This window comes from Burkholderia sp. Bp9012 (genome assembly GCF_003853825.1).
GTDB classification, from domain to species: domain Bacteria; phylum Pseudomonadota; class Gammaproteobacteria; order Burkholderiales; family Burkholderiaceae; genus Burkholderia; species Burkholderia diffusa.
On the sequence record NZ_QTQA01000010.1, the window covers coordinates 19,855 to 37,242 of the forward strand.

General features: G+C 65.9%; 21 protein-coding genes. 7 read left to right on the forward strand and 14 right to left on the reverse strand.

Features of this window, described 5'->3' with window-relative positions; translation table 11 throughout:
* Positions 1-12: 12 nt before the first annotated feature.
* Genes DIE11_RS15225 through argH form a run of 3 tightly spaced genes read right to left on the reverse strand, consistent with a single transcriptional unit; the run spans position 13 to position 3,133 of the window.
* Positions 13-816 (reverse strand): amino acid ABC transporter ATP-binding protein, encoded by an 804-nt coding sequence (locus DIE11_RS15225; protein ID WP_124625139.1) that lies wholly within the window; start codon positions 814-816, stop codon positions 13-15.
* Positions 813-1,706 (reverse strand): amino acid ABC transporter permease, encoded by an 894-nt coding sequence (locus DIE11_RS15230; RefSeq protein ID WP_124625142.1) that lies wholly within the window; start codon positions 1,704-1,706, stop codon positions 813-815. Before DIE11_RS15230 ends, DIE11_RS15225 begins: the two co-directional genes overlap by 4 nt.
* Positions 1,700-3,133, reverse strand: coding sequence for an argininosuccinate lyase (gene argH, locus DIE11_RS15235; RefSeq protein WP_124625145.1), 1,434 nt, complete (start codon positions 3,131-3,133; stop codon positions 1,700-1,702). The genes DIE11_RS15230 and argH overlap by 7 nt, the downstream gene beginning before the upstream one ends.
* A gap of 126 nt (positions 3,134-3,259) precedes the next feature.
* On the opposite strand from argH, the gene DIE11_RS15240 reads away from it, so the two are divergent.
* A complete protein-coding gene (locus tag DIE11_RS15240; RefSeq protein ID WP_124625148.1) occupies positions 3,260-4,138 on the forward strand; it encodes a LysR substrate-binding domain-containing protein in 879 nt (292 codons plus the stop codon).
* Positions 4,139-4,169: 31 nt separating this feature from the next.
* Here DIE11_RS15240 and DIE11_RS15245 read toward each other — a convergent pair whose 3' ends face one another.
* From DIE11_RS15245 to DIE11_RS36335, 6 genes are all read right to left on the reverse strand, one after another.
* Positions 4,170-4,811 (reverse strand): GNAT family N-acetyltransferase, encoded by a 642-nt coding sequence (locus tag DIE11_RS15245; RefSeq protein ID WP_260437118.1) that lies wholly within the window; start codon positions 4,809-4,811, stop codon positions 4,170-4,172.
* Positions 4,801-5,550 carry an amino acid ABC transporter ATP-binding protein gene (locus DIE11_RS15250; protein ID WP_059681034.1) on the reverse strand — a complete coding sequence of 250 codons (750 nt, stop codon included), beginning with the start codon at positions 5,548-5,550 and terminating at the stop codon, positions 4,801-4,803. The genes DIE11_RS15245 and DIE11_RS15250 overlap by 11 nt, the downstream gene beginning before the upstream one ends.
* Positions 5,537-6,187 carry an amino acid ABC transporter permease gene (locus DIE11_RS15255; protein ID WP_124625151.1) on the reverse strand — a complete coding sequence of 217 codons (651 nt, stop codon included), beginning with the start codon at positions 6,185-6,187 and terminating at the stop codon, positions 5,537-5,539. The genes DIE11_RS15250 and DIE11_RS15255 overlap by 14 nt, the downstream gene beginning before the upstream one ends.
* A complete protein-coding gene (locus DIE11_RS15260) occupies positions 6,184-6,870 on the reverse strand; it encodes an amino acid ABC transporter permease (protein ID WP_059536410.1) in 687 nt (228 codons plus the stop codon). The genes DIE11_RS15255 and DIE11_RS15260 overlap by 4 nt, the downstream gene beginning before the upstream one ends.
* 89 nt (positions 6,871-6,959) lie before the next feature.
* The gene (locus tag DIE11_RS15265) at positions 6,960-7,766 is read right to left on the reverse strand and encodes a transporter substrate-binding domain-containing protein (protein WP_059681031.1); all 807 of its coding nucleotides are present in this window, start codon (positions 7,764-7,766) and stop codon (positions 6,960-6,962) included.
* The gene (locus DIE11_RS36335; protein ID WP_185633766.1) at positions 7,763-7,903 is read right to left on the reverse strand and encodes a hypothetical protein; all 141 of its coding nucleotides are present in this window, start codon (positions 7,901-7,903) and stop codon (positions 7,763-7,765) included. The genes DIE11_RS15265 and DIE11_RS36335 overlap by 4 nt, the downstream gene beginning before the upstream one ends.
* A 227-nt stretch (positions 7,904-8,130) precedes the next feature.
* Between DIE11_RS36335 and DIE11_RS15270 the strand changes: the two genes are divergently transcribed.
* A complete protein-coding gene (locus DIE11_RS15270) occupies positions 8,131-8,319 on the forward strand; it encodes a hypothetical protein (RefSeq protein WP_260437119.1) in 189 nt (62 codons plus the stop codon).
* A 33-nt stretch (positions 8,320-8,352) separates the two neighbouring features.
* Here DIE11_RS15270 and DIE11_RS15275 read toward each other — a convergent pair whose 3' ends face one another.
* From DIE11_RS15275 to DIE11_RS15285, 3 genes are all read right to left on the reverse strand, one after another.
* Positions 8,353-8,673 carry a DUF4148 domain-containing protein gene (locus DIE11_RS15275; protein ID WP_124625154.1) on the reverse strand — a complete coding sequence of 107 codons (321 nt, stop codon included), beginning with the start codon at positions 8,671-8,673 and terminating at the stop codon, positions 8,353-8,355.
* Positions 8,674-8,826: 153 nt separating this feature from the next.
* Positions 8,827-10,176, reverse strand: a complete 1,350-nt coding sequence (locus DIE11_RS15280) for an ATP-binding protein (RefSeq protein ID WP_185633770.1) — start codon at positions 10,174-10,176, stop codon at positions 8,827-8,829.
* Positions 10,176-10,838 (reverse strand): response regulator transcription factor, encoded by a 663-nt coding sequence (locus DIE11_RS15285; RefSeq protein ID WP_059602812.1) that lies wholly within the window; start codon positions 10,836-10,838, stop codon positions 10,176-10,178. Before DIE11_RS15285 ends, DIE11_RS15280 begins: the two co-directional genes overlap by 1 nt.
* A 164-nt stretch (positions 10,839-11,002) precedes the next feature.
* On the opposite strand from DIE11_RS15285, the gene DIE11_RS15290 reads away from it, so the two are divergent.
* The 3 genes from DIE11_RS15290 to DIE11_RS15300 all read left to right on the forward strand — a co-directional run bounded on the left by DIE11_RS15290 (position 11,003) and on the right by DIE11_RS15300 (position 13,204).
* Positions 11,003-11,377, forward strand: coding sequence for a cytochrome b562 (locus tag DIE11_RS15290; protein WP_124625160.1), 375 nt, complete (start codon positions 11,003-11,005; stop codon positions 11,375-11,377).
* A gap of 43 nt (positions 11,378-11,420) precedes the next feature.
* The gene (locus DIE11_RS15295; protein WP_124625162.1) at positions 11,421-11,987 is read left to right on the forward strand and encodes a cytochrome b; all 567 of its coding nucleotides are present in this window, start codon (positions 11,421-11,423) and stop codon (positions 11,985-11,987) included.
* A 266-nt stretch (positions 11,988-12,253) separates the two neighbouring features.
* The gene (locus tag DIE11_RS15300) at positions 12,254-13,204 is read left to right on the forward strand and encodes a universal stress protein (RefSeq protein ID WP_124625165.1); all 951 of its coding nucleotides are present in this window, start codon (positions 12,254-12,256) and stop codon (positions 13,202-13,204) included.
* 12 nt (positions 13,205-13,216) lie between these two features.
* Here DIE11_RS15300 and DIE11_RS15305 read toward each other — a convergent pair whose 3' ends face one another.
* Entirely contained in the window at positions 13,217-15,508 is a 2,292-nt protein-coding gene (locus DIE11_RS15305) for a heavy metal translocating P-type ATPase (RefSeq protein WP_124625168.1), read from the reverse strand.
* On the opposite strand from DIE11_RS15305, the gene DIE11_RS15310 reads away from it, so the two are divergent.
* Both DIE11_RS15310 and DIE11_RS15315 read left to right on the forward strand, forming a co-directional pair.
* Entirely contained in the window at positions 15,507-15,743 is a 237-nt protein-coding gene (locus DIE11_RS15310; protein ID WP_124625171.1) for a hypothetical protein, read from the forward strand. The genes DIE11_RS15305 and DIE11_RS15310 overlap by 2 nt on opposite strands.
* Positions 15,737-16,354, forward strand: a complete 618-nt coding sequence (locus DIE11_RS15315) for a hypothetical protein (protein WP_124625174.1) — start codon at positions 15,737-15,739, stop codon at positions 16,352-16,354. Before DIE11_RS15310 ends, DIE11_RS15315 begins: the two co-directional genes overlap by 7 nt.
* Before the next feature lie 59 nt (positions 16,355-16,413).
* Here DIE11_RS15315 and DIE11_RS15320 read toward each other — a convergent pair whose 3' ends face one another.
* On the reverse strand, positions 16,414-17,313 hold the full coding sequence (locus tag DIE11_RS15320) for a cation diffusion facilitator family transporter (protein WP_260437120.1): 900 nt from the start codon (positions 17,311-17,313) through the stop codon (positions 16,414-16,416).
* Between the last annotated feature and the right edge of the window lie 75 nt (positions 17,314-17,388).

A 17,388-nucleotide genomic window follows, 5' to 3' on the forward strand; every position in this document is an offset into this window, starting at 1 on the left:
GGCGCGATCCGCTCAGGCAATCACGGCCGAGATGAAGTCGCGGGTGCGCGCATGCGTCGGTGCGGACAGCACCTGGTCGGGCGGCCCGCTCTCGACGATCCGTCCGGCGTCCATGAATACGACGCGATCGGCGACCTCGCGCGCGAAGCCGAGCTCGTGCGTGACGACAATCATCGTCATCCCGCTCTTCGCGAGATCGCGCATCACGGCCAGCACTTCGCCGACGAGCTCGGGGTCCAGCGCCGACGTCGGTTCGTCGAACAGGATCAGTTGCGGATGCATCGCGAGCGCCCGCGCGATCGCGACGCGCTGTTGCTGGCCGCCCGACAGCTCGACCGGAAACGCGTCACACTTGTGCGCAAGGCCGACGCGCGCGAGCAGCGCGCGGGCCTCTTCTTCTGCTTGCACGCGGCGGCGCTTGAGCACCTGCACGGGGCCTTCGATCACGTTTTCGAGCGCGGTCTTGTGCGGGAACAGGTTGAAGCGCTGGAACACCATGCTCGTCGCGAGCCGCTGGCGCGCGACCTGACGCTCCGACAGCTCGTGGAGACGGTTGCCCGTGCGCCGGTAACCGGCCAGCTCGCCGTTGACCCACAGCGCGCCCGCGCTGATCGTCTCGAGCTGGTTGATGCAGCGCAGGAACGTGCTCTTGCCGGAGCCGGACGGCCCGATGATGCACAGCACTTCGCCCTGCGCGACGTCGAGCGTGATACCGTGCAGCGCCTGGAAATCGCCGTACGACTTGCACACGTCGACCGCGCGAACGACCGCGTTCGTCATCACGTTCTCCTTACGGTTGTGGGTCGTGCCGCTCATTTTCGGCCCGCCGCGCGGCCTGCGCCGCGTGCGAAGCGCCGTTCGGCACGAGCCTGCGCGAACGACAGCACGGTGACGACTGCGAGATACCAGATGCCCGCGACGATCAGCAGCTCGATCACGCGCGCATTCGCGTAGTAGATGTTCTGCGCGTTGTGCAGCATCTCGGCGTACTGCACGACGCTCGCGAGCGACGTCAGCTTGACCATGCCGATCAGCTCGTTGCCGATCGGCGGCACGATCACGCGCATCGCCTGCGGCAGGATGATCCGGCGCAGTGCCTGCAGGCGCGCCATGCCGATCGATTTCGCAGCCTCGTACTGGCCGGTGTCGACCGACAGCAGCCCCGCGCGCACGACTTCCGACGTATACGCGCCCTGGTTGATGCCGAGCCCGAGCACCGCCGCGAGGAACGGCGTCATCACGTCGACGGTCCGGAACTCGGCGATCCCCGGGATGCCGAGCGTCGGAAACACCAGCGCGAGGTTGAACCACAGCAGTAGCTGGAGGATCACCGGCGTACCGCGGAACAGCCAGATGTAGCCCTGCGCGATCGCACCGAGCACAGGGTTCGACGACAGCCGCATCACCGCGGTGACGACCCCGAGCACGATGCCGAGCGTCATCGCGAGGACGGTCATCACGATCGTGTTGCCGAGGCCGGTCAGGATCGAGTGCGCGGTCAGGAACTGGCCGACGACGCGCCATTCGATCTGCCCGCGCGCGAACGCGAGCGCCACGTAGGCGAGCGCGGCGATGATCGCGATCGACGCGACATAGCGGCCCCAGTAGCGCCGGCGCACGCGCACGAGTGCGGCGGTGTCGTCCGCCGCGGCGACGGCCGCGGCCGGTGCGCCGTGGAGACGGTGCGAATCGGATGCGCTCAGCATGATGGCCCCCGGTAGTCGGCCGCCCACGCGGCCTGGCGTTCGATCGCGTTGCTCAGGCGGCCGATCTGCTCGCGCACGCGCGCGGGCGACGTGCCGCCGGCGCCGCCGCGAGCGGCGACGGCCGCGTCGAGCGTCAGATGCGCGCGCACCGCCGGTGCGAGGCGCGCGTCGACGGCCTGCAGCTGCTCCGTGCTGGCATCCGCGAGCTCGATGCCGTCGCGTTCACACGCGCGCACGAGCGCGCCGGTGATCTCGTGCGCCTCGCTGAACGGCACGCCCGACAGCGCCAGCCAGTCGGCGACCTCGGTCGCGAGCGTGAAGCCGAGCGGCGCCTGGCGGCGCATCTCGTCGACGTTGACGCGCATCGTGCGGATCATCCCCGCCATGGCGGGCAGCACGAGTTCGAGCGTGTCGATCGAATCGAACGCGGCGATCTTGTCTTCCGCGAGATCGCGGTTGTATGCGAGCGGCAGCGACTTGAGCGTCGCGAGCAGGCCGGTCAGGTTGCCGATCAGGCGCCCCGCCTTGCCGCGCGTGAGTTCCGCGATGTCCGGGTTCTTCTTCTGCGGCATGATCGAACTGCCCGTCGCGTAGCCGTCGTCGAGTTCCACCCAGCGGAATTGCCGGGACGTCCACAGGATCACTTCTTCCGACAGGCGAGACAGATCAACCGCCAGCATGCTGGTGACGAACGCGAATTCGGCGACGTGATCGCGCGCGGCCACCGCGTCGATCGAGTTCTCGCACGGCGCGTCGTAACCGAGCTCCTGCGCTGAAAGATCGGGGTGCACGCAGATCGCCGAGCCGGCCAGCGCGGCCGCGCCGAGCGGCGAGCGTGCGGTGCGGCGGTCCCAGTCGACCAGGCGGTCGGCATCGCGATACAGCGACTGCGCATGCGCGAGCAGCTGATGACCGAACACGATCGGCTGCGCGGGCTGCAGGTGGGTGAAGCCGGCGGTGACCGTGTCAATGTGCCGGCTTGCCTGGCCGACCAGCGCATCCTGCAGGTCGAGCACGCCGCGTACGAGCTGGCGCGCCTTGTCGCGCAGGTACAGACGCAGGTCGTTCGCCGCCTGGTCGTTGCGCGAGCGCCCGGCGCGCAGCTTGCCGCCGAGCGCCGGCAGCCGCTGCGTGAGCACGCGTTCGAGGAACGTGTGCACGTCCTCGTCGGCGAGCGAAGGCGCGATCGCACCGGCCGCATGGTCGCGCGCGATGCCGTCCATCGCGGCCAGCAGCTGCGCGAGCTCGTCGTCATTCACGATGCCGGCGCGGTTCAACTCGCGTGCATGCGCGCGGGAGCCTGCCAGGTCGTACGGGACGAGTCGGTAGAAACTCGGATCGGAGCGCGACAGGTTCTGCAGCGCCTCGGACGGTTTCGACTGGAAGCGACCGCCCCACAGGCGCTCGATCGGTTCGGTAAGGCTCATTGCGGACGACCTCGTCTCGGTTGGAGTGCCCTCACTGTAGGCATTCAATTTTTTTTGTTGTAGCGAGAAATTGAATCCGCTTAAATGAAATTTTTCTCAGCACCGTCCTCGCCGACACGCCCGCCGATGCGCAACCGCCTCCCCCCGTTGAACCCGCTTCGCGCGTTCGAGGCCGCCGCCCGGCGCGGCAGCGTATCGGCCGCCGCCGACGAACTGCACGTGACCGCGAGCGCGGTGAGCCACCAGATCCGGATTCTCGAGAGCACGCTCGGCGTCGCCCTATTCGTCAGATCAAAGGCGCGCGTGAAGCTTACGCCCGAAGGCGAAGCGCTGCTGGAGCCTGTCGGCACGGCGTTCGACATCATCGCGAACGCCACCGTCAGGCTCGATTCGCCGGCCGCCGTCGGCGATCTCGTCGTGTCGACGCCGCTGTCGCTGACATCGCGCTGGCTCGCCCGGCACATCGGCGATTTTCTCGAGCGCTATCCGGGCATCCATCTGAAGGTGATTCCGTCGAACGACGAGCGCGAGATCTATTCGCCGGATGTCGACGTCTGCATCCGCTACGGGGAAGGCAACTGGCGCAACCGGCACGTCGAGCTGCTCGAGCATCCGGCGCTGTTCCCGGTCGTGAGCCCCGCGCTGATGAACGGGCGCGATGCGATCCGCAAGGTGCAGGATCTCGCGGGGCGCACGCTGTTCTGCGAGCACGCGGGCTCGTGGATGCGCTGGCTGGCCGAAGCGAAAGCCGACCGGCTGCCGGGCATCCGCATCCTCGAGATCGGCAACGCGCACATCGGCGTCGAAGCCGCGGTGCACGGCCAGGGCGTCGCACTCGGCGACAGCCTGTCGGTACGCGACGACCTGATCGACGGCACGCTCGTGCGGCCGTTCAGCGAAACGGTGCCGTCACGTCATGCGTACTATCTCGTCACGCGTCACGAGCTGACCGAGACGCCGCTCGTGACCGCGTTCACCACGTGGCTGCGCGCGCGGCTCGCGTAATGCGCGCGCTCGCTTGCGGTCGGGCTGGACGTCAGGAAACGAGGCTCGCGAAGTCGTCCCACACCATGACGATGTTTTGCGAACGCCAGATCGGCCCCGCATCGACGTACTCGCCCGCGAACCGGCCGTTCAACGCCTCGTAAAACGCGATCGCGGCCGCGTTTCCCTTGACGACACTCAACGCGGCGCCCGGATACCGTAACGCTTGCAGATGCGTTGCGAGTTGCGCAAGCAGCATGCGGCCGATGCCGCGGCGCTTGAAGAGGGGATCGACGTAAAGAAACTTGATTTCGCCACGGCCGCCGAAAATCGGCTCCGACGGCGCGCCGGCTGCTCCGATGCCGACGATCCGGTAACCGGATTGCGCCACGAGCACCAGCTGGTCGCGCTCGTTCGACGCCAGCTTCTCCCGCCATTTCCTGCCGCGATACTGCTCGTCGAGGGCGGCATGTGCTTGCGCCGGCGCGAGATCGCGATAGGTATGCCGCCAGACCTTGACGTGAAAATCGGCGATCGCCTGCGCATCGTCGAGGCTGGCGGACCTGATGGATATTCCGGACATGGAGGACTCTCTCGGGCGGCTCGGCGCGCGCGGGCGCGGCGCACACGCCGGATTGTCGGCGATCCGGGCGACGATGTCAGCACCGCGCAGGCGTGGCCGCTCAGCGCGCAACGGCTTCCGTGTTCCGGACGCTGCCCAGAAAGCGCGCCAATTCCACCGTCTGCGGCCGCTCGAAGATCTCTTCGGCCGTCCCGCTCTCCCACACCCTGCCCTGGTGCATGAAGACGATCCGGTCGCTCACCGCACGCGCGAAGTTCATCTCGTGCGTGACCATGATCAGCGTCATGTCCTCGCGCGCGAGTTGCTCGACGACGCCCAGTACCTCGCCGACGAGTTCGGGATCGAGCGCGGACGTGATTTCGTCGCACAGCAGCACGCTCGGCTTCATCGCCAGCGCACGCGCGATCGCGACGCGCTGCTGCTGGCCGCCCGACAGCTGCTCCGGGAACGCGTCGAACTTGTCGCCGAGGCCGACGCGTTCGAGCATCAGCTCCGCGATCGCGCGCGCCTGCTGGCGATGCGTGTTCTTCACGACGGACTGCGCCAGCATCACGTTTTGCCCGGCGCTCAGATGCGGAAACAGGTTGTATTGCTGGAACACCATCCCGACCTTGAGCCGCAGCGCACGCAGGTCCGCGTGCCGCGCGTCGACGCGTTCGCCGTCGATCGAGATCGTGCCCGCGTCGATGCTCTCGAGCCCGTTGAGCGTGCGCAGCAGCGTGCTCTTGCCCGAACCGCTGCGGCCGATGATCGATACGACCTGCCCGCGCTCGACGGAGAAATCGATGCCCTTGAGCACATGATGGGTGCCGAAGTTCTTTTCGAGACCACGGGTTTCAACGAGCGGCATGCCATCTCCTTTGCAACGTGCGCGCATAGCGGGTAAGCGGATAACAGAGCGCGAAATAGATCAGCGCGACGAGGCCATACACGACGAACGGCCGGAACGTCGCGTTCGAGATCGCGATGCCGACCTTCGTCAGCTCGGTGAAGCCGATGATCGATACCAGTGCCGTATCCTTCACGGCCTGCACGCCGAAGCCGACCGTCGGTGCGATCGCGATGCGGGCGGCCTGCGGGAGGATCACGTGACGCAACTGCTCGACGTAGCTCATGGCCAGGCTCGCCGACGCCTCCCACTGCCCCTTCGGCACCGCCTCGACGCAGCCGCGCCAGATTTCCGCGAGATACGCGCTGGTGAAGAACGTCAGCCCCGCGGTGGCCGCGACCCACGGCGGAACGTCGAGCCCGACGAGCGGCAGGCCGAAGAACACGATGAACAGTTGCATCAGCAACGGGGTGCCCTGGAATATCTCGATATACAGCTTCGCGCAGCCGCGCAGCACCGTCGAACCCGACACGCGCATCACGAGCAGCCCGAGGCCGACGAGGCCGCCGGACACGAACGACACGATCGACAGCACGATCGTCCAGCGCGCGGCCAGCAGCAGGTTCGCGAGAATCTGCCCGAACGTGAAATCGGTCATCGCGCACCTCGTACGCGGCGGGAGAACAGGCGGCGCCCCATCGTGCCGAGCGCGCCACGCAGCAGCAGCGCCATCGCCAGATACGCGAGCGTGATGACGAAATACGTCTCGAATGCGCGGAAGTTGCGCGACTGAATGTAGCCCGCCGCATAGGTCAGATCGGCCACCGAGATCTGCGACACGACCGCCGAACCGAGCATCGTGATCACGATCTGGCTCGAGAGCGCGGGAAACACCTTGGCGAGCGCCTGCGGCAGCACGACGTGGCGCAGCATCTGCGCGCGCGACATCGCAAGCGCGGATGCCGCCTCCAGATGCCCGTTCGGGACGGCGGCGACACCCGCGCGCACGATCTCGACCGAGTACGCGCCGAGATTGAGCGTCATCGCGAGAATCGCGGCCGTATATTCGTCGATGTGCACGCCGAGCGCGGGCAATCCGAAGAAGATGAAGAACAGCTGGACGACGAACGGCGTATTGCGGATCGCCTCGACGTACGCGCCGATCAGCGGGCGCAGCCGCACGGCCGCGGGCGCGTCGGCGCTGTACGCGGCCGCGCCGAGCACGCCGATCGCCACGCCGAGCACGGTTGCGACCGCAGTCAGCGCAAGCGTGATCGCCGCGCCGCTCGCGAACACGCCGGCGTATTCGGCGAGCTCGCCGAATTGAAGCTGATAGCTCATGACGATTGAGTAAATTCGGGTTCTGACAATGACGCCCACCGCGCCGGCGGTGACGGCCGCGGCGAGGTATCAGGCGGCACGGCGATTCGTCACAGGCCGGCCGGCAAAGGCTGGCCGAGCCACTTCTTCGACATCGCACCCAGTGTGCCGTCCTGCTTCGCATGCGCGATCGCATCGTCGATCTTCGCGAGCAGGCGCGGTTCGTTCTTGTTGACGCCGACGAAGCACGGCGAGTTCTTGATCACGAACTTGACCTCGGGCCGACGCGGCGGATTCTTCGCGAGAATCGCCGCAGCGACGATGTTGCCGGCGGCGATCAGTTGCACTTGCCCCGACAGGAATGCCTGGATCGTCGCGTTGTTGTCCTCGAAGCGCTTGATCGTCGCATTCGGTGCGAGTTGCGACAGCGCGATCTCCTCGAGCGCGCCACGCGTGGCGCCGACCGTCTTCCCGGTCAGGTCGGCGGGCGCGCTCACCTTCACGTCCGCCGGCCCGAACACGCCCTGGAAATACGGCGCATACGCCGTCGAGAAGTCGATGACCTTCTCGCGCTCCGGCGTCTTGCCGAGCGACGAGATCACCATGTCGACCTTGTTGGTCGTCAGATACGGAATCCGGTTCGCGCTGTTGACGGGCACCAGCTTCAGCTTCACCCCGAGCGATTTGGCGAGCAGTTCAGCCATGTCGATGTCGTAGCCCTGCGGCTGCATGTCCGTGCCGACCGAGCCGAACGGCGGATAGTCTTCAGGCACCGCGACGCGCAGCGCGCCGCTTTTCGCGATGGTGTCGAGCGCGTCGGCATGGGCCGGCGCAGCAGCGAACAGCGCCATCACGGGGGCTGCGATCAGCGCAGCCAGCCAGGTGCGGCGGGGGAACGGTCGAGTCGTCGGGCTCACGGTGAATCTTCCTTGTCTGGTATGTCGTCGGGCAGCGCGCAACCGTTGCGCGGCCAAAACAACTCCAGCAAAAACCGGGCCATCGCCGTGTAACGCTTGCCGCGCCGGCACCAGACAGGAATTCCGGCGAACTGCATTCCCCATTTCAGTGCATGAGCCGGCGCCGGCGGCGGCGGTTGCCCTCGCAGTGCGCGCCGGCGCACCAAATTACCTAACCGGTTCACCCTGGGGATTCGGACGCCGGCGTATTGGACGCACGCCGGCTTCTGTTCATCGAACGTGGATAGCCCGTCTTTCCGTCAGGCGGTGTCCAGACGGCGGCGCGTACGTCGCGCGAGAAACGGTCAGCCTGAAGCACGGCAAGGTGTTCGAAAACGCGTGTCACCATCAGACCACCGAGACGTTCCACAATCCGGCGCTGACCAGCACGTCGGCCGCCGACGACTGGCGCGCGCCAGGCGTCGGTCTGGTCAAGCCGGTCGCGGATACCGCCGGCACCCGGATCATCACGCGTGAGCTCGAGTCGGCGACCGTTGCCGGCAAGTCGTATTGAACGTGGGTGTCCCGACGCTCGCGGCGTGTGCCGTCAATGATGCGTGTACAACCGAGGCGCCGCGGCATGATTCGGGATCGCGGCTCCCGAGTCGGCCCCCGCCCCGTATGCAGGCCCATAGCCCGACACATCGGCCTGCGGCGTCGATTCGGAAGACCGGATGCGTGCCTCGGCCTGCCGGATCGATTGCGGATAGTGAATGTCCTTGCGGGCCGGGTTGTAACCGGCCTGCTCGACCTGCGTGATCTGGGCGCGGACTTCCGCTCGGGTCAGGCCGCTGCCTGATTGAGCTGCCAATGCGAATGCGGGGATGATGGCCGCCGCCAGCACGATGGTACGGATTGCGAATTTCATGATCTCGACCTCCAGTGAACAGGGCCGGCATCCGAGGACACCTCTTCTGCCGTAGAGACAGCATGCTCCGCCAAACTGAAGGCAACGTTAACTTCACGTCGTCGAACGCATCGGATGTGAAAGACAGGGGCGGACCCGGAATCGCCGCGTCGGTCACGCCGATGACGGCAACGTCACGCGCACGCCGAACCCGTTGCCGTTCAACCCGTCGATGTACGTCAGACTCCCGCCGAGTTTTGCCACGATGCGCGCGACGATGGACAGCCCCAGGCCGCTGCCGCTTTCGTCGTGATCCGCGCCGCGAAAGAAGCGATCCTGCAGTCGGGACAGATCTTCTTCCGAGACGCCGGGTCCGTCGTCCCGTACCTGCAGGCAGATCGCGCCGGCATCCTGCCACGACGTGATTTCGACGCGCCCTTGTTCGCGACCGTACTTGATCGCGTTATCGACGAGATTGTCGAGCAGGACGCGCAGAAGCGTCGACGATGCATGTGCGATAACCGGACCGCCGACGCATGAAATCAGCGACATCTGCTTGCGATCCGCGCGCGCCTGGTGGTCGTCGATGCAAGTCTGCACCACGCGTGCGAGATCGACGTCCTCGCCGGGCATCGGGACGGTTTCGTCAAGTCGCGCCAGTGCAAGCAACTGGTCCGCCAGATGCGTGCTTCGGTCTACGCCCTCGACCACCCGTTGCATCGCGCGCCGCTGACGGTCCGGATCGCGTGCGGTAAGCGCGACCTGTGCCTGAACCTTGAGCGCGGCGAGCGGGGTCTTGAGCTCGTGCGCGGCGTCGCTGGTGAATGCGCGCTCGCGATCGAGCGAGCCTCGCAAACGTTGCAGCAACGTGTTCAGTGCTGCAACCAGCGGCCGCACTTCGTCGGGAATGCCCTTCGTGCCGATTGCATCGAGGCTGTCGGGGGAACGTGCGGCGATTGCCTCCGACAGCGTCCGTAGTGGCGTCAGGCTGCGTCCGATCGCCAGCCAGATCAACACGGCCAGCACGGGCAACGCGAATGCGAGCGGCCGGGCGACACGGCGCGCCACCTCCGCGGACAAGTCCGAACGGTGCGTGCGTTGTTCGAAGATGCGCACGGTGCGGCCGCGCGCGGCATCGGTCAGCACGTACGCGTGCCATTTCGGATTGCCGAACCGGATCGGGCTCGATGCGGCAGCGGGCAACACCGGCAGATCGAGCGAGTCGAGCCCCGGACTGGCGGCCAGGATTCGTCCGCCCGCATCACTGATCTGATACAGCATTCGCGGTGATGCATCGTTGTCGCCATCGTTGTCTTCCCCCGAGCCGAGGACGATGTCCGCGAAGACCGGCAGATCGGACGCATCGAGCGCGACGAACGCTCTTGCGATCTGCTCGAGGCGGGTTTCGTCCCATTCCTCCGCTTCGTGAATCGCCTGGCGATAGCTCGACACCAGCGAATACGCCCAGACCACCACGACACCCGACAGCACCAGTAAGGTCAGCCGTTGCCGGATCGAGCGCATCACGACGCTTTCTCCACCACGTAGCCGACACCTCGAATCGTGCGGATCAATTCGGCCCCCAGTTTCTTGCGCAGATTCGACACATGCACTTCGATCGCATTGCTTTCGATTTCTTCGTTCCAGCCGTAGAGGCTGTCCTGGAGCTGGGTACGCGAGAGCGGGCGGCCCTGATTCGCCAGCAGTTCGACCAGCAATGCGCATTCGCGCGACGTCAGCGCGATCCGTTCGGTGCCGCGCGTCACCGTCATCAACGAAGGATCGACCGACAGGTCGCCGTATTCGATCGTGTCGGTGCTGCGGCCCTGCGAGCGTCGCACGAGCGCACGGCATCGGGCGATCAGTTCGGTCAGGTCGAACGGCTTGCCGATGTAGTCGTCGGCGCCCGCGCTCAGGCCGCTCACGCGATCGGCCACCGTGTCGCGCGCGGTCATGACCAGCACCGGCGTATGGTCGCGGCGCTTGCGAAGCCAGTCGAGCAATTCGACTCCCGACATGCGGGGCAGGCCGAGATCGAGCACGACGAGGTCATACGGCGTGGTTTCGAGCGCGAGCTGCGCATGCCTGCCATCGTGCGCCCAGTCGACCGTCATGCCGGCCTCGATCAGGCCATCCTCCACCCCGCTGCCGATCAGCTTGTCGTCTTCCACGAGTAACACCCGCATGGTGTCGCGTTCCTTTTGGTCGGGACATGGCGTCCATTGGCGCACGATAACCGTAGAAACCGACCGGCATCAAGCACGGCGGGGAAAAATCCGGTCCTTAAGAATCCGTTAACGTCGGCATTCTATGGTCGCCGTCACCGACACTCGCAATCGAATCGACGACCATGAACAGGCTACCGTTCCGACTCCGTTTTTGCGCAACGCTGGGCGCGTTGCTTTTCGTGGCTGCCGCACCGGCGTCCGCAGGCGAGATCAAGACGCTGATGCGAGACATGAAGCACGCGATGCAGGGTGCCATGAACAGCCGGACGATTCCGGAAATGAACGGCTACGTGGCCCGGCTCGAAAGCGATGCGCAACAGGCGAGCCGCCAGCGGTATCGCAATGACCAACCGACTTACGACGAAGGCATGCGCACATTGCGGGATGAATTCACCGCGGTCGACCGGGCCATCCAGGCCAATGATCTACCCGCCGCAAAGCAGGCGTTGCGCCGGATAGACGGTACGAAGAAGCACTACCACGACCTGCTCGGATAATCCGAGCAGGGCACGCTTTCGCCACTGAACAGGCATTCCCGTCATGAAAACCAATACCCGCTATCCGCTGTCGATCAGCCTGCTGCACTGGCTGCTGGCCGCCGCGCTGATCGGCAACCTGATCGTCGGCTTGCTGCTCGACGACAACGAGGACCTCGTCAGCCTGCACAAGTCGATCGGCATCGCCATTCTTGGGCTCGTGGCGCTTCGTATCGTGAATCGGCTGCGTATGCGCCGCAGCCTCCCGCCATCGGTCAATCCGGCCGGCACGCTGAACCATTTCGCGGAACGCAGCGTCCACGGGCTGCTTTATGTGCTGATGTTCGCCATTCCCGTGCTCGGGTGGATGAAGACGAACGCGGCCGGGCACACGGCCAGCTGCTTCGGGCTCTTCTCGCTACCGACCCTGGTGCCCAGGAGTCGCGAGCTGTCGCATTGGCTGGGAGAACTGCACGCGCTGACGGCTTACGGGCTGGCCGCGCTGGTCGGCCTGCACGTGCTGGGCGCGGTGGTACACAAGCTGTTCAGGTCGGAGAACGTGTTTCCGCGCATTCTGCCTTTGCGCGCGCGCGTCGCCCGGCAGCGGGTCCCGTCCGGTGACCGGAATTGAGCGTCGAGCACGTCACCATGCCGTTGACCGTGAATGCCGGCAAACGCTTGATTTGAAGCTTCGGTCGGGCCTAGGATGCCGGTGAGGTCATCCTGGCGAGGATCATGGCATTCAACGTGGCAACGGCCATGCACTCGACGCGATCGACCCGCCATCTCGCCCGGCACTGCGAAGACGAACGTGCTTGACGAAGGTCAAGCCGGTAGACGCCCCTCGTGCGAAAAATTGCCGTGTACAAGACCGTCGGTTGTCACCGGGAGACATTCATGAATACCAGCACTTCACCCGTCCAGGCAGTCTCCGCCTCCCAGCGGGTATTGATCGCCGTCGACGGTTCCACCGCATCCACACATGCCCTCGCGTATGCCAAAGCGTTCCTCCCGTCGAATGCCGCGGTGCATATCGTCAGCGTTGCGGAAAATCCGCGAACGCTCGTCCCGCTCGGGTCGAAAGCCACGGCATTTCTCGAATCGGCCCGCGACGAATTGTTGCGAGACGCATCCGACGCGCTGTCGCGTGCCCAAGGCGCCATTTCGCGCGACGACATCTCGATCGACACGGAAGTCATCGACTTGTCCACGCACGGCGGGGATGTCGTGCATGCGCTGGCCGAAAGTGCACACGCCTGGCAGGCCGAACTCATGATCGTCGGCACACGTCAGCATCATGGCCTGCTCGGATGGATCGAGGGAACGGTTTCCGGCCCGCTCGGCAAGCTCGTTGGTTGCCCGCTGCTCATCGTTCCGGAAGGTTTTGCGTCGGTCGCCGAGCACCTGCCGCGGCGGATGCTGTTCGCTGTCGACGGAAGCCCGATTGCGCTCCACGCATTGCAAACGGGGTTGAAATTCTCGCGTCCCGAGACCGAATTCCGAGCGATACACGTGCTCGATCGCCCCACATCGCTGGGTGATTTCGTCCCCGTCGAGACGCTGGAAGCCGCGTTGGTCAGCGAAGGCAATCGTGCACTGCAAAAAGCCATGGCCCTGCTCGATGGCACACCCGCGCACGCGCAGTCTCAACTCATTCAAACGGATCGCACCGGCGCGGACGTGCCTCACCTGATCGTGAACGACGCCATCGAATGGAGCGCGGACATGATCGTCATGGGCACCCATGGGCGGCGCGGCGTCACGGGCTGGCTCGTCGGCAGCGTGGCCGGACGCGTTGCGCGCATCACGAAAACGCCGGTTCTTCTGGTGAGTGCGCCGCATGCGTGACGCGTGTCATCGTCACGCATCCGCTCCGACGGCGTGGAACAGTTCCTCCTCCTGAGCGCAATGCAGGCGTACGATCGCTTCCAGCCCGTATAACAAACGCTGTATCGCCTGCACCTGCAGGGCGTTCGTTCCGTCGCGCGGAAGGTCCGCGACCATCTGCCTGAGCGATCGGACCATCTTGAAGATCTCCCGGTGTGCGCCGCTCATCGCCGCTAGCGGGTCCTCGCCACCGAGAAGCGGGGCGAGTCGCGCGTAGACGTCCCGATCCTCGGCGCGTTCGTGCGGCAGCAGCCGTTCGTCCAGCGAGTCGATCACGTGGACAAGCTCACTGGCGATGGCTGCCCCGGATAGTTGCGGCATACGATCCGCGAGGTCCCTGATCTGGTCCAGCAACGGTGACAATGCCGTGTGCTCGCGCTTGAGTTGCTCGACGTCGACATCGGCGAGTCGGGCGTCCGCTGGCCTCGGGCGAACCAGCAACACGCGTAACGCATTGATGATGACGACGACGTCGATGACTTCCTGAATGACCGCACCGGCAATCGGCTGCAGGAATCCGGCCGCCGCAATCGTCATTGCGACGACCGACAGCGACATGCCGGCCACCACGCTCTCGAGTGCGATTCGGCGCGACCGTCGTGCGATACGTATCGCATCCACGAGTCGATCCAGCCGATCCACCAGCAGTACCACGTCGGCCGCTTCGGATGACGCGGCCGCCCCCCGCGCACCCATCGCGATACCGACGTCGGCGGCCGCAAGCGCCGGCGCGTCGTTCACGCCGTCGCCGACCATGATCGTCACGCCTTCCTTGCGCGCGGCCTGAATCGCGGCAAGCTTGTCCGTCGGCGTCTGCTCGGCACGCACGTCGGTAACACCCAGCAACTCGCCGACGGCCTGGGCAATGTCTCGCCGGTCGCCGGTCAGCATGACGAGGCGCTCGACGCCTTCTCGTTTCAACAGCCGCAATGCCCGCGGCGTTTCCAGCCGCACCTGGTCGGCCATCTGAATCGCACCGATCATGACACCATCGACGCCGACGAACACGGCAGCCCCGCCCTCGTTGCCGACCCGCTTGAGGAACGCGTCGCTCCAGGGGGCGACCGTTGAAGAGGCGGCGACGTATCCGAACTTGCCGATCGCGACGGTCCGGTTGTCGACCCGGCCTGTGACGCCCTCGCCCGCCGTTTCCATGACGACCGATGGCGGCGACAGATTGATCCGGCGTTCCCGCGCGGCGACCGTCAGCGCATCCGAAATGACGTGCCCCGAAGCCTGTGCCAATGACGCCGCGAAACGCAGCACATCGCCCGCGCCGACGTTCGTGCCGCATTCGATCGCAACGATGCGTGCCCGCCCGCCCGTCAGCGTCCCGGTCTTGTCGAAGAACAGAATCGTCGCTTGCGCGAGACGTTCGAGCGCGCCCCCGCCCTTGACCAGGATGCCGCGTTTCGAACAACGCGACATGCCGGACACGATGGCGACCGGCACGGCGAGGATCAACGGACAAGGCGTGGCGACGACGAGCACGGCGAGCGCGCGTGTGACGTCGCCGGTCAGCAGCCACGCGATGCCGGCGACGAGCAGCGAGGCGAGCACGAAGAATGCCGCGTAGCGATCCGCGAGACGCACGGCCGGACCGCGCTCGTGTTGTGCGCGCTCGACCATGCGGACGATGCCCGCAAACGTGCTGTCGCCTGCCGTGGTGCGGGCGACCATTTCAAACGGCGCGCCTGCGTTGACCACGCCGCTGCATGCGGTTTCGCCGGAACGTCGCCGCTGGGTGGACGACTCGCCCGTCAGCATGGACTCGTCCAGTTCCGCGTCGTCGGTCAACGTGCCGTCGACCGGCGCGCATTCGCCGCTACGCACGAGCAGCCTGTCACCCGGAACGATGGTTTCCGGCGCAACGGAACGCCATTCACCGTTCTCGAACCGGGTCGCCTGTCGGGGGGCACGGCCGAGCAGCGCCGTCATCTCGCGTTGCGCGCGGTCTTGCGCATACCGCTCCAGCGTCCGGCCGCTGGCCAGCATCAATGCGATGACCGCGGCGGTCAGCGTCTCGTCCAGCGCGATTGCCAGGCCGATCGCCAGCCATGCGAGCACGTCGATGCCGGCCTGCCGCTTCGCCACGGCCTTTGCAAGCGACACGGTCAACGCGAGCAAGACCGGCACCGTACCCACCAGCCAGACGCCCCGCGCGAGTGAAAGCAGACCGAACGCCACGCACATGCCCCCCGCGGCGAGCGTAGACGCTGCAAGGACCAGCAACGCGAGATCGATCGACCAGCGGATTCGGGACATGACCATTCTTCCGATTGCCGTGCACGGCGGGGTTCGCCGCATCCGGTTCCGGTTGCTCACGGCGTGGCATCAGTCTAGGAAATGCCGCGGTTCGACCGTTGACCTGAGTCACGGCGAAGCGCGTCACGCGAATGACCGGCACGGCGCGTTGCTTGACGTGAGTCAAGCGGGCGGCGCCTTTCGTCAGCACAATCGAAGCGTGACACCGAAGCGCCTGGAGGCGATATCGTGCTGACGCTGGCGGTACTGTTTCTGCTGATTCTTCTGCTGAATCTCATGCCGGCGTTCGCCCCGCCCACGTGGATGGCGATGTCGTGGGTCGGGTTCAACCTGCCCGAAGGCAATCCACTGATCTTTGCCATCGTGGCGGCCGGCGCGGCGACGACTGGCCGCGTCATCCTGGCGACCTTCGCAAGATCGCTCGTGCGCGCCCGCTGGATGCGGCAATCGGATCGCGAGAACATCGACGTCGCCACGCACTGGCTGCGCAAGCACAGGACGCTCACCGCCGGTGCGTTCTTCTTCTATGCCCTGAGCCCGCTTCCGTCGAACTATCTGTTCATTGCATACGGCCTTTCCGGATTGCCGCTCAGGATCATCGCCGCGGCGTTCTTCGTCGGCCGCGCCGCGACCTATGCGATCTGGGCGCACCTCGGCCGCCTTGCGTCGACCCGGCTGGACGTGGAGTCCGGGCTCGAGGGCACTTATCTCGGCGGATACTTCATCGTCACGCAACTGGCGTTGCTCGGCGTCGTCTTCGCGTTGATGAAGCTCAATTGGCGCGCGCTTCTCAAGGAACGCCGGTTGACGTTCCGGCGCGGCCATCCTCCGCGTGGCGCGGAGTGACACCCGGCATGCACGCCGTGCCGATCGGCCGCACCGGCTGACCGGCCGACCGGTGCCGCTTACCGGCCGCGCATCCCGGACGCGGTTTCAGCGATGCGTTCCCGCTTGCGCGGATCGACGTGGGTCATCACGTTCAGGACGCGGTGATGCTTCATCACGCGAGCACGCGCGTCCACGGCGATGTCGTGCCCTTGCGCAACCGTGAGATCGGCGTCGATGTCGAGATGCACGTCGACGAGGATCAGGTCGCCGGTCTTTCGCGTGCGCAGGTCGTGCACGTCGAGCACGCCCGGTGTCGCGCGCAGCGTCGCGCGGATCGCCTGCACGTCTTCGGCGTCGGCCGCCCGATCCATCAGGTCGTGCAAGGCGTCCCAGCCGAACGTGGCGCCCATTTTCACGATCATCCCGCCGACGATCAGCGCGGCGACGGGATCGAGCAGCGGATAACCGAGCAGGTTGCCGACGATGCCGCAAGCGACGACCAGCGACGATGCGGCGTCCGAACGCGCGTGCCATGCGTTGGCGACGAGCATGCTCGACTTCACTCGCGTGGCGACCGAGAACATGTAACGGAACAGGCTTTCCTTCGCGGCGAGCGCGACGAGCGCGACCCAGAGCGCCGCGACGTGGACGCGCGCGATCGCTTCCGGATGCTCGAGCTTCTGGATGGCGGACCAGAGCATCCCGCCACCGACCAGCAGCAGAATTGCGGCAAGTGCCAGCGATGCGCCGGTTTCGAAGCGCTGATGGCCGTAAGGATGCTTTTCGTCGACGGGCTTGCGGCTATGGTGACTGGCCAGCAGCACGACGAAATCCGCGATCAGATCGGACAATGAGTGAATCCCGTCCGCTACGAGACCTTGCGATCGGGACAGGATGCCGATTACCACTTGCGCGATGCTCAGCGCGAGGTTGACCGCCACGCTCACCCAGGTGCTTCGCGTGGCTGCGGCGGCCATCGCGGGCGTCGATTCAGCGACGGTTTCCGAAACAACGTCCGGATTTCTTGACATCACGATTCAGGTCACCTTCCA

What these genes read in the sequence shown, in the direction of transcription:
- DIE11_RS15250 (WP_059681034.1), bottom strand. Translation starts at nt 5,550, where the DNA reads ATGCCGCTCGTTGAAACCCGTGGTCTCGAAAAGAACTTCGGCACCCAT.
- DIE11_RS15225 (WP_124625139.1), bottom strand. Translation starts at nt 816, where the DNA reads ATGAGCGGCACGACCCACAACCGTAAGGAGAACGTGATGACGAACGCG.
- DIE11_RS15295 (WP_124625162.1), top strand. Translation starts at nt 11,421, where the DNA reads ATGAAAACCAATACCCGCTATCCGCTGTCGATCAGCCTGCTGCACTGG.
- DIE11_RS15285 (WP_059602812.1), bottom strand. Translation starts at nt 10,838, where the DNA reads ATGCGGGTGTTACTCGTGGAAGACGACAAGCTGATCGGCAGCGGGGTG.
- DIE11_RS15320 (WP_260437120.1), bottom strand. Translation starts at nt 17,313, where the DNA reads ATGGCCGCCGCAGCCACGCGAAGCACCTGGGTGAGCGTGGCGGTCAAC.
- DIE11_RS15275 (WP_124625154.1), bottom strand. Translation starts at nt 8,673, where the DNA reads ATGAAATTCGCAATCCGTACCATCGTGCTGGCGGCGGCCATCATCCCC.
- DIE11_RS15230 (WP_124625142.1), bottom strand. Translation starts at nt 1,706, where the DNA reads ATGCTGAGCGCATCCGATTCGCACCGTCTCCACGGCGCACCGGCCGCG.
- DIE11_RS36335 (WP_185633766.1), bottom strand. Translation starts at nt 7,903, where the DNA reads ATGCAGTTCGCCGGAATTCCTGTCTGGTGCCGGCGCGGCAAGCGTTAC.
- DIE11_RS15290 (WP_124625160.1), top strand. Translation starts at nt 11,003, where the DNA reads ATGAACAGGCTACCGTTCCGACTCCGTTTTTGCGCAACGCTGGGCGCG.
- DIE11_RS15255 (WP_124625151.1), bottom strand. Translation starts at nt 6,187, where the DNA reads ATGACCGATTTCACGTTCGGGCAGATTCTCGCGAACCTGCTGCTGGCC.
- DIE11_RS15280 (WP_185633770.1), bottom strand. Translation starts at nt 10,176, where the DNA reads ATGCGCTCGATCCGGCAACGGCTGACCTTACTGGTGCTGTCGGGTGTC.
- DIE11_RS15310 (WP_124625171.1), top strand. Translation starts at nt 15,507, where the DNA reads ATGACCATTCTTCCGATTGCCGTGCACGGCGGGGTTCGCCGCATCCGG.
- DIE11_RS15305 (WP_124625168.1), bottom strand. Translation starts at nt 15,508, where the DNA reads ATGTCCCGAATCCGCTGGTCGATCGATCTCGCGTTGCTGGTCCTTGCA.
- argH (WP_124625145.1), bottom strand. Translation starts at nt 3,133, where the DNA reads ATGAGCCTTACCGAACCGATCGAGCGCCTGTGGGGCGGTCGCTTCCAG.
- DIE11_RS15300 (WP_124625165.1), top strand. Translation starts at nt 12,254, where the DNA reads ATGAATACCAGCACTTCACCCGTCCAGGCAGTCTCCGCCTCCCAGCGG.
- DIE11_RS15240 (WP_124625148.1), top strand. Translation starts at nt 3,260, where the DNA reads ATGCGCAACCGCCTCCCCCCGTTGAACCCGCTTCGCGCGTTCGAGGCC.
- DIE11_RS15260 (WP_059536410.1), bottom strand. Translation starts at nt 6,870, where the DNA reads ATGAGCTATCAGCTTCAATTCGGCGAGCTCGCCGAATACGCCGGCGTG.